Raw genomic sequence first — 15,042 nt, 5'->3', positions numbered from 1 at the left:
GGTAGCTACGCACAAGCGCAAGAAGCGCAGAAGAGCTAACCGACACAAGAAAAAGTAGTTGTTGCAACTACTTTTTCATTTTACAACAACACGTTCTTTGACATAGAGATTCAAGAAACGAATTTCAATCGGTTTGAAATAGAACCGATACCATATATTGTTTAATCATTTATCCCATAAACACTAACTATCGGGATAAATTTAAAATCGATTCAGGTGAATAGAGAATTAATTGTTCGATCTAGTCCTGAAGCAGTCGATTTTGCCTTATTAAAGGATGGAAAACTTATAGAATTACACAAAGAGGAAGACAACAACAACTTTTCCGTAGGGGATATCTTTCTAGCCAAGATCAGAAAACCCGTTACCGGCCTCAATGCGGCATTTGTCAATGTAGGTTATGAAAAAGATGCTTTTCTGCATTATCATGACCTTGGTCCGCAACTGTCTTCCATGTTGAAATTCATCAAAAAAGCAAGAACAGGGAAGGTAAAGGATTATACCCTGAAAGATTTTCCATTTGAAAAAGACATCGACAAGAATGGCAGCATCAATGATGTGATCAAAGCCAATCAGTCATTATTGGTACAAATTGTAAAAGAACCCATTTCCACCAAAGGCCCCAGGATCAGCTCCGAGCTTTCCATAGCCGGGCGCTATTTGGTCATGGTTCCATTTTCCGACCGTGTCTCGGTATCGCAAAAGATAGCGAGCAAGGAAGAAAAGGACAGGCTCATACGTTTGGTCAAGAGCATTAAGCCCAAAGGATTTGGTGTTATTATCCGTACCGTTGCAGAAGGCAAAAAGGTTGCAGAACTGGACAAAGATCTTCAGAACTTGGTATCCAAATGGATAGCAATGTGCAAGAAATTGCCAAGAGCACCGCACCCCTCAAAGGTTTTGGTAGAGGTCAATAGGGCCTCCTCCATTTTGAGGGATGTTTTCAACGATTCCTTTACCGGAATTCATGTTGATGACGAAACTCTTTATAATCAGATCAAGGATTATTTACACGAAATCGCACCCGAAAAGGAATCCATCGTAAAGCAGTATTCCGGTTCCGCCCCTATTTTTGAAAAATTTGGAATTGAACGTCAGATCAAGACCTCTTTTGGACGAACGGCCTCCATGAGCCGTGGGGCATATCTTGTCATAGAACATACCGAAGCGCTCCACGTTATAGACGTGAACAGCGGTAACCGTTCCAACAAGGCCAAGAACCAAGAAGATACCGCTTTGGAGGTGAACCTACTGGCCGCATCGGAAATTGCAAGACAATTACGCTTGCGCGACATGGGAGGAATCATCGTTGTGGACTTCATAGATATGACCAGAGGTGAACACAGAAGAAAGTTGTTTGATCACCTACGGGAAGAAATGAAGGACGATAGGGCAAAGCACAAAATTTTGCCCCCCAGTAAATTTGGCCTTGTCCAGATTACCAGACAAAGGGTCCGTCCCGAAATGAACATCAAGACCAGTGAAGAAAACCCCAATGGCAGTGGTGCCGAAGTGGAAGCTCCTATTGTCTTGATAGACAAAATCCAAGTAGATCTTGAGCGAGTATTGAAAAGCAAGCAAGGGAACAATGGCATTATTTTAAATACCCATCCGTTCATAGCAGCTTATCTAACCAAAGGATTTCCATCCATACGGTCCAAATGGTTTATGGACAACAAAAAATGGATAAAGATCCAGCCAAGGGATGCTTACAAATACCTTGAATACCGTTTTAAGGACAAAGACGGCAAAACATTACATATATAAATAAGAAGCGGCTCCGCAATGGGGCCGCTTTTTTGTTTTATGTACATTTGGCAAATGCATCATATCAAGAGTTATACCCTCCCTGAGGCTACAAAAAAATTGGAGCGCTATTGTGCTTATCAAGAGCGTTGTCATTACGAGGTCGTGGAGAAATTAAAAGGGATGCGCATGATCCCCGAAGCCATAGACCATATTGTTGCCCACCTTATCCAAGAGAACTACTTAAACGAGGAACGATTTGCCAAGAGTTTTGCCCGTGGAAAGTTCAATATCAAAAAATGGGGCAAAAAACGCATTGTAAGGGAATTGCAGCAACGCCAAATCTCCACATTCAACATTAAAAGCGCCCTCGCGGAAATCAATGAGGAAGACTACCTTACCACTTTGGATGAACTTGCCAAAAAACGTTTGGACCAAATCAAGGAAAGTAACCTTCAAAAAAGAAAAAAGAAGTTGGCCGACTACCTATTTTACAGAGGATGGGAAAGTCATTTGGTCTATGAAAAGCTCCATGAATTGATCTAGCCCCTTATTTCTGGGCCACCAAGCGTTGCGTTCTTGCAATGGCTCTTTCATTTTTCCAATCAATCCATTTTTGCCCTTTTATTTTCCGCATAACATTGTCAAAGTGGCGCATAAAGAAAATATTGTACACCGCCTTGCCAAAGTTTTTGGGTTTTCGGGCAATGGCTCGTAGGCTCATTGAAAATCCCGGGGTTATGTACTTCATATGGTGCCAATACCCTTCGGGTATGTACAGCACATTACCATGCTCCAACTGGGCCACATGGCCTTTGGCATGTTGCAATGCAGGCCATTTTTCCAGATCGGGGTCGGCAAAATCAATATCCTCCCTTGTGATTAGGGAATGTGGGATTTTGTACAAAAATTTGGTTTCGGATTGTGCGTATAGGATGCATTGTTTCTTCCCTTCAAAATGAAAATGGAAGATATTGGCCAAATCTATATCGTAGTGCATAAAGGTGTGCGAATCACTTCCCCCAAAAAACAACATGGGCAGTCCCTTCATTAAACGCAATCCAAAATCGGGATACGAAAAATCCTTTTGCAACTGGGGCACTTCCTTTAAGACGTTCCACAGAAAAATACGGTATTTGGTTGGCTCCCTTTTTAAAAGGTCCACGTACTCGGCCATCTTCATCTTGGCATGTGGTTCATTGAAACCCTCGTCGTGCTTTACGGGACGATCATCATAGAGGGGGACCGTCTTTTCACCTGCCACCTCTTTCATATAGTCCAGGTTCCATTTGGAATACGCAGGCCAATCCTCAATAAAGCGCTCAATGACCACGGGCTTTTGGGGCTTGAAATATTTACGGATAAACTCTTTCTTGGAAAGGGTTTCCTCCCTGGGAATCTGTTCAAGGTGCAGCTTCAAAATTTCAATGAGTTTGAAACAACTAAATTAGCAAAAAGGTTTTAATTTAATTCTGAAACCTTACTCCTTTGAAGTCAAAGCCGCTTTTTGCTTGGCTGTTTCGTTACGCTCAATGGTATGTCCCGGTCTGCTCCATTTTGGTTTTTCACCCAAAGATCGGTGTTCAGACTCCGAAGCCTCCAAGGTTTTGGGTTGCGGGGCCTTTACGAAAGCCTTTTGTGGATTTAGCCCCAACTGTTTGAACATTTCCATGTCCTCGTTCACATCGGGGTTAGGTGTGGTCAATAGTTTATCGCCTGCAAAAATGGAATTGGCCCCTGCAAAAAAGCACATGGCCTGTCCTTCCCTGGTCATCTGGGTCCTTCCCGCGGAGAGTCTCACTTGGGTCTGGGGCATAACAATACGGGTAGTGGCCACCATACGGATCATTTCCCATATCTCCACAGGTTTTTGGTCTTCCATTGGGGTGCCATCCACAGCCACTAAAGCATTGATGGGCACCGATTCTGGTTGCGGATTCAAGGTAGAAAGTGCCACCAACATACCGGCCCTATCTTCTTCGGACTCCCCCATACCAATAATACCACCGCTACAAACAGTGACATTGGTCTTACGGACATTTTCTATGGTCTGCAAACGGTCTTCATAGCCACGGGTGGAGATGACTTCCTTGTAATATTCCTCTGAAGTGTCCAAATTGTGATTGTACGCATAAAGCCCCGCTTCTGCCAATCGTTTGGCCTGGTTCTCTGTAACCATACCCAAGGTGCAGCATACTTCCATATCCAACTTGTTAATGGTACGAACCATTTCCAAGACTTGATCAAACTCGGGTCCATCTTTTACATTTCGCCATGCAGCTCCCATACAAACCCGCGAACTACCGGATGATTTTGCACGAAGGGCCTGAGCCTTTACCTGCTGAACCGACATTAGGTCATTCCCTTCCACATTGGTGTGGTATCTTGCCGCCTGCGGACAATATCCGCAGTCTTCCGGGCAACCTCCCGTTTTTATGGAAAGTAAGGTAGAAACCTGAACCGTATTTGGATCGTGATGCTGTCTATGTACACTAGCTGCTTCGTAAAGCAACTCCATTAAAGGTTTATTATAAATGGCAAGGATTTCTTCCTTGGTCCAGTTGTGTCTTGTCTCCATCATAGGTCAAAAATAGTCTTTAACGCAGAAAAACCGAAGTTTGCACTCCGGTTTTCTTTAATTTCAATTGTTAATTGTAGGCTATTCCTCTTCTGAAGAATTTGTAGATTCATCCTTTTTAGGACTATCTGACGTTTGGCTTTCCGTTTTTACATCCTTGCCTTTTAAATATTCCGGCAGTTCCATACCCGCCATATTAAACATTTCCTGCAAAGGCGGTACAGACTTGTACATGCCCGAAATAAAATTGGCAGTTGAGCTTTTACCATCGGCAGATTGACTTCCTGAATCCCATACGGTGACCTTATCAATTTTGATATTTTTGATGGCTTCGGCTTGTTTTTCAACCAATTCTGGTAATTTATCGGCAATCAATAAGAGAACGGCATCCTTTGGATCATTACCGGCGGCTTGAACAATTTTATCCAAACCTTCCGCTTGTTTGGTCAATACCTCAAAAATACCTTTTGCTTCTGCCTGTGCCTTAAATAGGATGGCATCGGCCTCACCTTTCGCTCTTCTACGAATCATTTCAGCTTCAGCCTCGGCTTCAATTTCCACTTTCTGCTTATCTATTTGCGCCGGAACCACAATATCTGCCATTTGGGAGCTACGTTCTCTTTCGGCCCTTGCGACTTCCGCATCGCGTTCTGCAGAATACGACTCTTCCAAAGCCTTTGCTGCTTGTACTTTTTCGGAAGCGATTGCAGTTCTTTCTGCTTCAGCTTCCCGTTGACGACGTAAAGATTCAGAATTGGCTATGTCGATTTTCGCCAAGTTTTCACCCTCAACAGCCTTGGCATTTGCTGCCGCTACCTGACTACGTTCGTCTTGCAAGGCATTGGCCTCACCAATGGAACCATCCCTGTTTTTCTCCGCAACGGATTTTCTTGCTGCGTTAATGGCGTGGGCTGCCGCTTCTTTACCCAAGGCTTCAATATACCCAGACTCATCAACAATATCGGTAATGTTTACGTTGATCAGTTTAAGACCCACTTTTTTCAATTCCGATTCCACACTCTGGGAAATATTGGTAAGAAACTTATCCCTATCGGCATTGATCTCTTCAATATCCATTGATGCGACCACCAAACGCAACTGACCGAAAATAATCTCTTTGGCCAATTCCTGCACTTCTTTTAATCCAAGACCCAGTAAACGCTCTGCTGCATTTTGCATAACTCCTGGCTCAGTAGAAATACCAATGGTAAAACGAGAAGGTACATTTACACGAATATTCTGTCTACTCAACGCGTTGGTAAGGTCCACCTCAATAGAAATCGGTGTCAAATCCAAAAACTCGTAATCTTGGATAACGGGCCAAACAAAGGCGGCCCCTCCATGAATACACTTCGCTGAATTTCCAGTGCCCACCTTTCCATAGACCACAAGAATACGGTCTGAAGGACATCTTTTATACCTCCGAATAAAGGAGATAATAATGATAAAGAAAAATAGAATGGCGAAGCCGATGGCCAGCAATGTGGCACCTCCGCCCATCTGTAATGGTAGTGTTAGCATATGGTTATTTATTTAAAAGATTAACGATCAATATTCCGGTATCGGTTACTTCCTGTACTTTTACCACGTTCCCCTGTACCAAATCATGGTCCTCGTCCGTTAGTGCCGAAAGCTCGCGTAAAGTTCCTTGTACATTGACGGATACTTTCCCAATTCGAGTACGATTGGCCCCGATGGTCAGGTAGACTTCCCCAATTTGATTTACCGCATTGGACAATTTTAGTGTGCCGCTGCTCTGTAGTTTGGCCAAATAATAAAACAAGGAGGCCATGGCAAGCATCATTAATAGTCCGCATATCACCGATATTAAAACAGTAAGTCCTGTGGATACTTCATTTTCAATGCAAGCAATTCCAGTCCAACCAAAAATGGTGAAAAAACCCATCAAGTTTTTAAAGGACAGAAATTGAAAATCTATTCCTGTATCGGTCTCAATGTCAGTGTCCACATCTCCCAAATCATCTACATCACCTCCAATTAAGGTCATTATTACAAGAACCAAAAGGATGGCTGAACCAGCAATGGCAACAATCCAGTAGACTTTTTCAAACACAGTCAAAGCGGCAAACCAATTTTCCATGGTAATAAAATTTAACGTTGGTACTAGGTGTAAGATAAGACTTTGTGCAGAATTCCTGATAGCACTAAGGTTATCTTTTGGAAAGTAAAATCGATACCGCATTTCCACCAAAGCCGACAGCATTGACCATGACTTTATTGATGGTTTTTGGAAGTGCTTGGTAAGTAACGAACGGAATGGATATCGGCCTCTGGTGGTTAAGCATCAACACTGCCAATTCTAGGCTGAGTGAACCAGAAGCTCCGAAGGTGTGCCCTACTTTCCATTTATTAGTAGTTAAAAATGGAGTTTTGTTACAAAACACCTTTTGAATGGCATTGTACTCCGATATATCTCCTTTTATGGTTCCTGGGGCATGCATGACTATCACATCGACTTCGGAGGGATCTAGTTTGCCCAACGCCATTTGCATGGAATCTTGAAAACACTCTGCATCGGCACTTACGGAAACACTGTGTTGCAAAGGTTCCGTGGCATACCCAACACCCTCGATAAAAGCCATGGTATTTTCTTTTTCGCCTTTTTCCAAGCACGCCATTCCTGCAGCCTCTCCCAGAACCATGGTATTCTTGGTTTTATCCAAATCCATGGTTTTGCAGGGAAAATCATCTTTCGCCTCTGCTCTTGATGGCACTTTGGAATATACTTTCAATGCCTGCATTTGTGCAATGGTGAAAGGCGTCAAAGGGGCCTCACTACCCCCTACCAAAAATTTATCCGTCATGCCACTTTGAATCCACGCTACACCATTTAAAACTGCATGCAGGGCTGTTGAACAGGTAATGGAATGCGAAATATCCGGCCCTTTGGTTTTTAAGTCATGCGCTACCCATGATGAAATATTCCCCAAAGTAGTAGTTGGGGATGATAAGGTTGAGGGTTTTCCATCAGCTAAAAATTCTTGGTGGTATTTTTCAAAAAGAGAGGTAGCGCCACGCGACGAACCTATATTGATACCAAAATTGGAGTCACTTCCCCATCCTGCTTGTTCAACAGCTTTTCGCGAAGCATAAATAGCAAACAACACTGAGGTATCCAAATATTTGTATTTGATATCCGATTGGCGCAACTGTTCAATCGCCAATTTCACCGCTTGAGGTAATCGCGATGCCCATACGGTTTGATCACCAATTTGAACCTCGGATAAAAAATGATTTTCTGTTGTGTACGCTTCCCATACCTCATCCAAAGTTTCCCCCAAAGCGGATATGGATGACAATGCGGTAATGGAAATAGGCTCTTTCAACATAGGTGATCTTTAAATCGATTCAACAGCGGACCTGATGGCATCATATATCCTTTCCATTTGCTCCCTTGAAGTAATGAACGGTGCCAAAATATAAATGGTGTTCCCCAACGGACGTAAAAAGACCCCATTATCCATAAAGTGCTTAAAAAGTCGGTCTCTCAGGTTTCCGTAGCGTTCCATCTTCACATTGAGGTCCAAGGCATAAATCACGCCCAATTGACGCGTACCGCCCACTTTGGGGTGGTTTCGCATTTCTTTGTCAAACTGTTGGTGCCAATCGATGATGTTCCCGATATTCTCCTGAATTTCATCTGTTTGGAGCAATTCCAAAGCTGCCAACGCTGCTGTGCAGGCCAAGGGATTTGCTGTATAGGTATGCCCGTGGAAAAGGCCTTTTGCCATATCATCACTATAGAACGCCCTGTACACTTTCTCGGTGCACGTAGTTAATCCCATGGGAATCAATCCAGCGGTCAGGGCCTTTGATAAGCACATGATATCCGGTTTGGTAGTAAGGTAATCCGAGGCAAAATGCTTTCCGGTTTTACCAAAACCCGTCATTACTTCATCCGCAATAGTGAGCACATGGTGCTCTTTCAACAAAGCCAATATTTGATCCAGTCCTTCTGCATGGTGCATCTTCATGGCGGCGGCACCTTGAACCAAAGGTTCATAGATAAATCCGGCCAAGTCATTCTTCTTTAAGCGCTCCTTAAGTTGACTTAAAATTTGGTCGATATTTTCCTCAGTGGGAACAGGAATCCGCTCCACTTCAATAAAGAAATCCTCAAATGGACCATTATAGACCGACAAGCCAGAAACGGACATGGCACCAAATGTATCCCCATGGAATCCTTCCTCAAAAGCGAGAAGCACATTACGCTTCTCCCCACGGTTAAAATGATATTGCAATGCCATTTTTATGCCTATCTCCGTAGATGTAGATCCATTGTCTGAAAAGAACAGTTTTTCTTGGTTCCCCGGAAGTATTTTAATGAGCTCTTCGGACAACCGAACCGCAGGTTCGTGGGTGAATCCACTAAAGACCACCTGGTCCAAACGTTGCATCTGCTCCATGACCTTTTCCAAAATATAAGGATGGCAATGCCCGTACATACAGGTATACCAAGATGAAATACCGTCTACATATTCCTTTCCGTCCTCATCATAGAGGAGTGCTCCCTCCGCCCTGGCAATGGCCAACATGGTGGGATGCACCTTATGTTGGGTCAATGGGTGCCATAGATGTTTTTTGTCCCGCTCCGATAATTTTTCCACTGGTACTGTCTTACTCAAACGCCTCAATTTATCTATCTTGCAAAGATGACAATTAATAGCCAAAAAACTTAATCGGGACCGTGCTTAAAAAAATTACCAGCCTTGCCTCGCCCAACTACAAAAACCTGGATTGGAAAACCGTTTTTTTGATTTTATTCCTCGTAGCTTTCTTTATACGGTTTCCCTTTTTCTTCAGAGACTATGTGGACCGGGATGAAAGCACTTTCATTATCATGGCGCAGTCTTGGGTAAACGGACACCTGCCCTATACCCAACTTTGGGACCTGAAACCACCTGTTACCTTTTTGTTTTTTGCGGTCATCATCAAAATATTTGGTAAGAGTTTTATGGCCATTCGATTGTTCGGGACCTTATTGGTGGCGCTCACGTCCCTGTTCACCTACGGAATGGCCACCAAAATCACATCCAAAAAAGTGGCTTTTTGGTCCTCTGTGTTCTGTGTGTTCTTCCAAAGCTTGTTTGGGAGCCTACAAGGGGTAATGTCTGAACATATCTGCACCTTTTTCTTTGCGGCTGGAACATATCTTTTGCTTACCAAAGATCATGTAAAATGGTATTTTTTGACCGGAACCCTTTTTGGATTGTCCGTAATGTCCAAATTGAACATGGTCTATCCCGTTTTGGGACTTGGAATCTATTTTTTGCGGGAAGGATTTGCCATTAAACAGTTTGCAATGGTCCTGAAAAAAATGGTTTTCATGGGAATGGGTTTTTTGTTTGTATTGGCCCTCACAGCATTGCCATATTATCTTGAAGGCCATTTACAAGTGTGGTGGCAATCCATATTTGAGGCGCCTTTGGCCTATTCCGATTCCAAATTCCATTCTCCTCTCAAAGCATTGCCTTTTATTATTGGAATCCTTGGCCTACTTACCGCAGGGTTTGCCTCAAAAAAAATCGACTTTAAGTCAAGACCTTTACAAATATTGATGGTTATCGTCATTGCCGTCCTTGTTTCGTTTATGCAAACGGGAAAGGTGAATGGCCATTACATGATCCAACTTTATCCTTTTGTGTTGATTCCTTTTGGAATTATGATCGGTAAACTCATCCCTCCAAAGAAAATTTTTAAACCATTGGCCATTGTACTTTTGTTGTTGCTCCCCATGGAAGCTTATTTGGAGTACGTAAACATCGTTGGGAACAAGATGGAAAAAGGGTCTTTTTTCAACGGGGAGGGAGTAGATGTTCCCAAATATATTGAAGCCCATCATCTGGACACCCAAAACATCTTTTTTACCGAGTACCATATTGGGTATTGGGTACTTGGCGTTGACCCTCCTACCAAAGCCGTCACTCACCCCAGCAATATTGCCCGGGAGGAGTTATATCCCTACATGGAAAATCCTAGAAAAACGGGTATGGAGGAACTACACTACATCATGGATATCCTAAAGCCCAAGATCATAGTAGCACGCAAGGGTAAAAAGATATTTGATAAAAAATTGGTGGAGTACAATTCGTATATTGATGCATATTTGGCCAATCATTACACTTTACTGGCCACTGTGGACCGAGGTCTCATCTATCAACGGTTAGAATGATTCCAAAGCTGACCTCAATTGACCTGCATATTTCTTTATAGTCCCTTTGTCAAACTTTTGTTCCTCATTGATCCTTCCCAAAAAGGTTGCTCCGGTTTTCTTTAGTATAATGCTTTCCGTGGTTGGATGCTCATCCCCGCTAAAGATAATACCGACTTTTACTGATTTCTCTTGAAGCTTTTCAAGGGTCAAAAGGGTATGGTTAATGCTTCCCAAATAATGTCTGGAGACCACAATCACTTTGTAATCGGGCTGTATCAGGTCAAAAATAGTATCGGAATCGTTCAACGGAACCAAAAGTCCACCTGCACCCTCGATTACCAAATGGTTATCGGTTTCAGGAGGGATAATTGTATCCAAATCAATGGTAATTCCATCAATTTCCGCAGCGGCATGCGGACTCATCGGTGTTTGTAGGGCATAGCTATTGGGGTGGATGACCGTTTTCTTGTTGGATATAAAATCTTTCACTTTATGACTATCGGAATGGTCCAGATCCCCGGCCTGTATAGGTTTCCAATAATCCGCCTCTAGCGCTTCCACCACTATGGCCGAGACCACTGTTTTTCCTACTTCAGTTGAAATTCCTGTAATAAATAGTTTCATGAATCTTGGGGTCTGGTAATAAAATTACACTGCATACATCGGTACTTTGCCGACTCGAAAAACGGAAAAAGTTTAAGGAAAATCCCTTTTCTGGAATAATACTTCTCAGACTTGGCAGCCTTGCAGTTTGGGCATATGATCAAATTCCCGTTTTCATCCCTTGCATAATTTTTGATCTCTTCATAAATCTCCAAGGCCTCGTCTTTTTGTGATTTGTACACCTGTAGACGAATCCGGGAATAGCTGGTGGCCGTATGATAATTAAGGTTCTCCTCCCATATAAAGGCAGGAATTCCTTCAGATTCGAGCTTTGCCTTGACCATTTGGGCATCTGACTCCAGAAAAAACGAGTCAATTGTGTAAAATTCCTTTTTCACCGAGTATACGTTGTACAATATGCAAAATTCGTGATATTTCTTCTTTTGTGTTATGGGCATGCAAACAAAATCGCAACCGTTCCTCTCTCTCTTTTACCGTTGGGGAAAGAATGGGCTTTACCTCAAAGCCTTCCTCTTGTAATGCTGCAGCGATGGTCTTCACTTTCTCATTTCCTGGCACCAAGGCACATTGAATGGCAGAGTTGCTTTCAATGAAACAGTCTTCCAAATCCAAAAGGGACACTTGCTTCTTGAAGTAAGTGATATTCTCCAACAATCTTTCCGACAGTTCAGTCCCATTATCCCTTATATATTGGTATGAAGCCAAAATAGTGGCTACTGTGTGCGGTGGTAATGCTGTCGTGTAAATAAAACTTCGGGCAAAATTGACCAAGTAAGTCTTCAGCTTTTCAGGACCTAAAATAGCGGCTCCATGACACCCAATGGCCTTTCCAAAAGTGATGATCCGCGCAAAAACCTCATGCTCCAGACCCAACTGGCAGATCAGGTCTCTTCCCTCACCCAATACTCCGGTGGCATGAGCCTCATCAACCACCAAAAAACAACCCTCCTCGGTACAAAAGTTAGCCAAGACCTTCAAATTGGGTGAATCGCCATCCATGGAAAATACCGACTCGGTGACGACATAAACATCTCCCTCACTCCCCAGCTGCACTCGAAGCGACCGAAGCTTTCGCTCCAAACTGTCCAAATTGTTATGGGCAAACTTGTACCCTTTGGCATGTCCCATCTGAATGCCATCCCGGATACTGGCATGAATCAATTCATCATATAAAACTATATCGCCACGTTGGGGAACAGATGAGAAAAAGCCAATATTGGCATCGTAGCCCGAGTTGAACACCAAAGCCGATTCAGCTCGGTGATGCTGGGTCAAAAAATCTTCCAACTCCTTATACAACCCATGATTTCCGGTCAGTAATCTGGAACCGGACGAACCGTTTACGGAACGCTTTCCTTCCAAAAATCCAGTAGCAATCTGGGTCAATCCCTCATTCATTGCCAGACCCAAATAATCATTCGATGAAAAGTCCACCAAACCCGCACTGGATGGCAGCTTTCTAAGGGCATTATTGCCCAATCGCTCGGTAAGTTTGGATTGTAGTTTCTCAGGTAATTTCCCCATAGAACAAATGTAGCACTTACTGTTTTTAAACAGTATATTCGTTTCCACTAAACCTATTGAAAATGAAACTTGTTCTCTCCCTTTTTGCAATACTTTCCGGTTTGTGGTCCATGGCACAGACCAATTCCTATACCATTTCGTTTGCGAATGCCGTGCACCACGAGGCATCCGTCCATGCTACTTTCCCAAATTTGGACGGGGATACCATTTCCTTTCGAATGAGCCGTACTTCCCCAGGGAGATATGCCTTGCATGAGTTTGCCAAAAACGTTTATGGATTCAAGGCTTTTGACAGTAAGGGAAAGATATTGTCCGTTCATCGACCCAATCCTTATGAATGGCAAGTGACCGGTCATGATGGCTCCATTCAGATCCAATATACCTTGTTTGCCAATCGTGGCGATGGGACCTACTCCCAAATTGATGAAACCCATGCCCATTTGAACATTCCCGCCACCTTTATGTATGCTCCTTCCCTCAGCGAACGCAACATTGAAGTGACCTTTGATGTCCGAGAGGATCTCAACTGGAAAGTGGCCACCCAATTGCCCTTGGTTTCCGGTACAACCTATTCCGCACCCAACCTCTATTATTTTATGGACAGCCCTACTGAGATCAGTAATTTTATGCTCCGTTCTTTTGAGGTTGATGGGAAGACCATTCAGCTAGCCCTTCATCACAATGGAACCGAAGAGGAGGCCCACACCTATTTTGAAAAGGTAAAAAAGGTGGTCTTGGCGGAAAAGGATGTTTTTGGTGAGCTCCCCAATTTTGATCATGGCTCCTATACCTTTTTGGCTTGTTACATTCCCAATGCCTCCGGGGATGGTATGGAACACAGAAATTCCACTATCCTAACGAGCACTCGAAGTTTGGCCGGTGGGGGAATGGAACGCAATATTGGTACGGTGTCCCACGAGTTTTTCCATGCATGGAACGTGGAACGTATCCGTCCAAAGTCCTTGGAGCCTTTTGATTTTGAAGCAGCCAACATGAGCGGTGCGCTTTGGTTCGCCGAAGGGTTTACCAGTTACTATACCAATCTGATTTTGTGCAGGGCGGGCCTGATTTCCCCCGCAGCATATGTGGAAGGTATTACAGGCACCTTCAACTATGTTTGGAATTCCCCGGCCCGGCAGTTTTTCAACCCTATTGAAATGAGCTATCAAGCGCCTTTTGTTGATGCGGCCACTTCGGTTGATCCCGTGAATAGGGACAACACCTTTATTTCGTACTATTCCTATGGCAGCGTCCTAGGTTTGGCCTTGGACCTTTCTTTGCGTGAAAATGGTCTTGATTTGGATGATTTTATGAAGTCTGTTTGGCAACAATACGGAAAACCTGAAGTACCCTACACCCTAGAAAACCTTCATGATGCCCTCAACGCATTTGCCGGCAAAAAGTTTGGGGATGATTTCTTCAACACCTACATCTATAAAAGTGGAATGCCCAATTATGTTTCTTTGCTGAACTCCGTCGGGGTGCACTTGGAACAGCCTAAAACGGAACCTTATTTTGGAGCCTATACGTCCATGAGTCCTGATAATTCCGGGTATAAAATATTGAGAAATCCTGTAATGGGTAGCCCTGCTTACCTAGCCGGATTGGATAATGGCGATGTAATTCTTAACATCAATGGCGCTTCTTTTTCTGAAGAGCAAGACTTTTTGGATTACCTGAAGCAATTCAACATAGGGGACTCCCTAGAAGTGAGCTTTACCCGTTACGGGGTTCCAAAAACAACTTCACTGGTCTTACGTCCAAGTCCAGATTATTCCATCCATCTTATGGAAGACATGGAGCAAACCCCATCCAAATCAATGCTCCAACAACGAAAAAGTTGGTTAAAACAGGAATAGATGATTTACTATAAACAGACAAGTTCCCCAAAAGAACTGGAACAGATCCTTTCCCTTCAGCAAAAAAACCTGGCCAAAAGCCTAACTGTGGACGAGTTGGAAAACGAGGGTTTTCTCACGGTGGAGCATTCCATGGATATACTACAGGCCATGAATGAGGAATGTGGACACATCATTGCTTTGGAAGATGGTGAGGTCATTGGATATGCCCTTTGCATGCATCCCAAGTTTGCCGACTCCATCGAAGTTTTAAAACCCATGTTTGTTGAAATCAACAAGGCCGTGGCTGGCAAAAGCAACTATATGGTCATGGGGCAAATCTGCGTTTCCAAGAGCCATAGGGGAAAAGGTATTTTTAGAAATCTATACCTCACCATGAAGAATAAGCTTCCCGAAGGTTTTGATACCATCATTACTGAAGTGGACGGCAAGAACAAACGATCGTTGAGCGCCCATGCCGCGGTTGGTTTTCAAACATTGAAAGTGTATCTAGCCGGGGAAAAAGAATGGCATTTGATCGAACTGAAATAAAAAAA

14 protein-coding genes are annotated in these 15,042 nt (G+C 43.5%); 5 read left to right on the top strand and 9 right to left on the bottom strand.

The features are described from left to right. The first annotated feature begins 216 nt into the window (after window positions 1-216). Window positions 217-1,767, top strand: a complete 1,551-nt coding sequence (locus ACPD8L_RS12280) for an Rne/Rng family ribonuclease (RefSeq protein WP_116216402.1) — start codon at window positions 217-219, stop codon at window positions 1,765-1,767. A 54-nt stretch (window positions 1,768-1,821) separates the two neighbouring features. Then, window positions 1,822-2,292, top strand: coding sequence for a regulatory protein RecX (locus ACPD8L_RS12275; protein ID WP_421810253.1), 471 nt, complete (start codon window positions 1,822-1,824; stop codon window positions 2,290-2,292). A gap of 4 nt (window positions 2,293-2,296) precedes the next feature. On the opposite strand, the gene ACPD8L_RS12270 is transcribed toward ACPD8L_RS12275, so the two are convergent. The 6 genes from ACPD8L_RS12270 to bioA all read right to left on the bottom strand — a co-directional run bounded on the left by ACPD8L_RS12270 (window position 2,297) and on the right by bioA (window position 8,970). Further along, a complete protein-coding gene (locus tag ACPD8L_RS12270; RefSeq protein ID WP_293304102.1) occupies window positions 2,297-3,166 on the bottom strand; it encodes a cupin-like domain-containing protein in 870 nt (289 codons plus the stop codon). A gap of 60 nt (window positions 3,167-3,226) precedes the next feature. Beyond that, complete coding sequence (bioB, locus tag ACPD8L_RS12265; protein WP_293304100.1) at window positions 3,227-4,327, bottom strand: biotin synthase BioB; 1,101 nt, start codon at window positions 4,325-4,327, stop codon at window positions 3,227-3,229. 78 nt (window positions 4,328-4,405) lie between these two features. Then, entirely contained in the window at window positions 4,406-5,845 is a 1,440-nt protein-coding gene (locus ACPD8L_RS12260; protein WP_116216405.1) for a flotillin family protein, read from the bottom strand. A 4-nt stretch (window positions 5,846-5,849) separates the two neighbouring features. Beyond that, entirely contained in the window at window positions 5,850-6,425 is a 576-nt protein-coding gene (locus ACPD8L_RS12255; RefSeq protein ID WP_421810254.1) for a hypothetical protein, read from the bottom strand. 70 nt (window positions 6,426-6,495) lie between these two features. After that, a complete protein-coding gene (locus ACPD8L_RS12250; RefSeq protein ID WP_423943581.1) occupies window positions 6,496-7,674 on the bottom strand; it encodes a beta-ketoacyl synthase N-terminal-like domain-containing protein in 1,179 nt (392 codons plus the stop codon). Window positions 7,675-7,683: 9 nt separating this feature from the next. Further along, on the bottom strand, window positions 7,684-8,970 hold the full coding sequence (gene bioA / locus ACPD8L_RS12245) for an adenosylmethionine--8-amino-7-oxononanoate transaminase (RefSeq protein WP_421810255.1): 1,287 nt from the start codon (window positions 8,968-8,970) through the stop codon (window positions 7,684-7,686). A 128-nt stretch (window positions 8,971-9,098) separates the two neighbouring features. Between bioA and ACPD8L_RS12240 the strand changes: the two genes are divergently transcribed. Further along, window positions 9,099-10,517 carry an ArnT family glycosyltransferase gene (locus ACPD8L_RS12240; RefSeq protein WP_423943579.1) on the top strand — a complete coding sequence of 473 codons (1,419 nt, stop codon included), beginning with the start codon at window positions 9,099-9,101 and terminating at the stop codon, window positions 10,515-10,517. Here ACPD8L_RS12240 and bioD read toward each other — a convergent pair. From bioD to ACPD8L_RS12225, 3 genes are read right to left on the bottom strand one after another with little or no spacing between them, the layout of a single operon-like run. Beyond that, complete coding sequence (gene bioD, locus ACPD8L_RS12235; protein WP_423943577.1) at window positions 10,509-11,123, bottom strand: dethiobiotin synthase; 615 nt, start codon at window positions 11,121-11,123, stop codon at window positions 10,509-10,511. The genes ACPD8L_RS12240 and bioD overlap by 9 nt on opposite strands. After that, window positions 11,120-11,500, bottom strand: coding sequence for a putative signal transducing protein (locus ACPD8L_RS12230; protein WP_423943575.1), 381 nt, complete (start codon window positions 11,498-11,500; stop codon window positions 11,120-11,122). The genes bioD and ACPD8L_RS12230 overlap by 4 nt, the downstream gene beginning before the upstream one ends. Next, on the bottom strand, window positions 11,475-12,647 hold the full coding sequence (locus tag ACPD8L_RS12225; RefSeq protein WP_423943573.1) for an aminotransferase class I/II-fold pyridoxal phosphate-dependent enzyme: 1,173 nt from the start codon (window positions 12,645-12,647) through the stop codon (window positions 11,475-11,477). Before ACPD8L_RS12225 ends, ACPD8L_RS12230 begins: the two co-directional genes overlap by 26 nt. A 62-nt stretch (window positions 12,648-12,709) precedes the next feature. Here ACPD8L_RS12225 and ACPD8L_RS12220 point away from each other — a divergent pair, with 62 nt between their 5' ends. Beyond that, window positions 12,710-14,506 carry a M61 family metallopeptidase gene (locus ACPD8L_RS12220; protein ID WP_423943572.1) on the top strand — a complete coding sequence of 599 codons (1,797 nt, stop codon included), beginning with the start codon at window positions 12,710-12,712 and terminating at the stop codon, window positions 14,504-14,506. Next, a complete protein-coding gene (locus tag ACPD8L_RS12215; protein ID WP_423943571.1) occupies window positions 14,507-15,037 on the top strand; it encodes a GNAT family N-acetyltransferase in 531 nt (176 codons plus the stop codon). Window positions 15,038-15,042 lie beyond the last annotated feature (5 nt).

Source organism: Flagellimonas algicida, assembly GCF_049629585.1.
Lineage (GTDB): Bacteria > Bacteroidota > Bacteroidia > Flavobacteriales > Flavobacteriaceae > Flagellimonas.
Note: the sequence above shows the minus strand (reverse complement) of the source record. Positions and strands in the feature narration are given on the sequence as shown.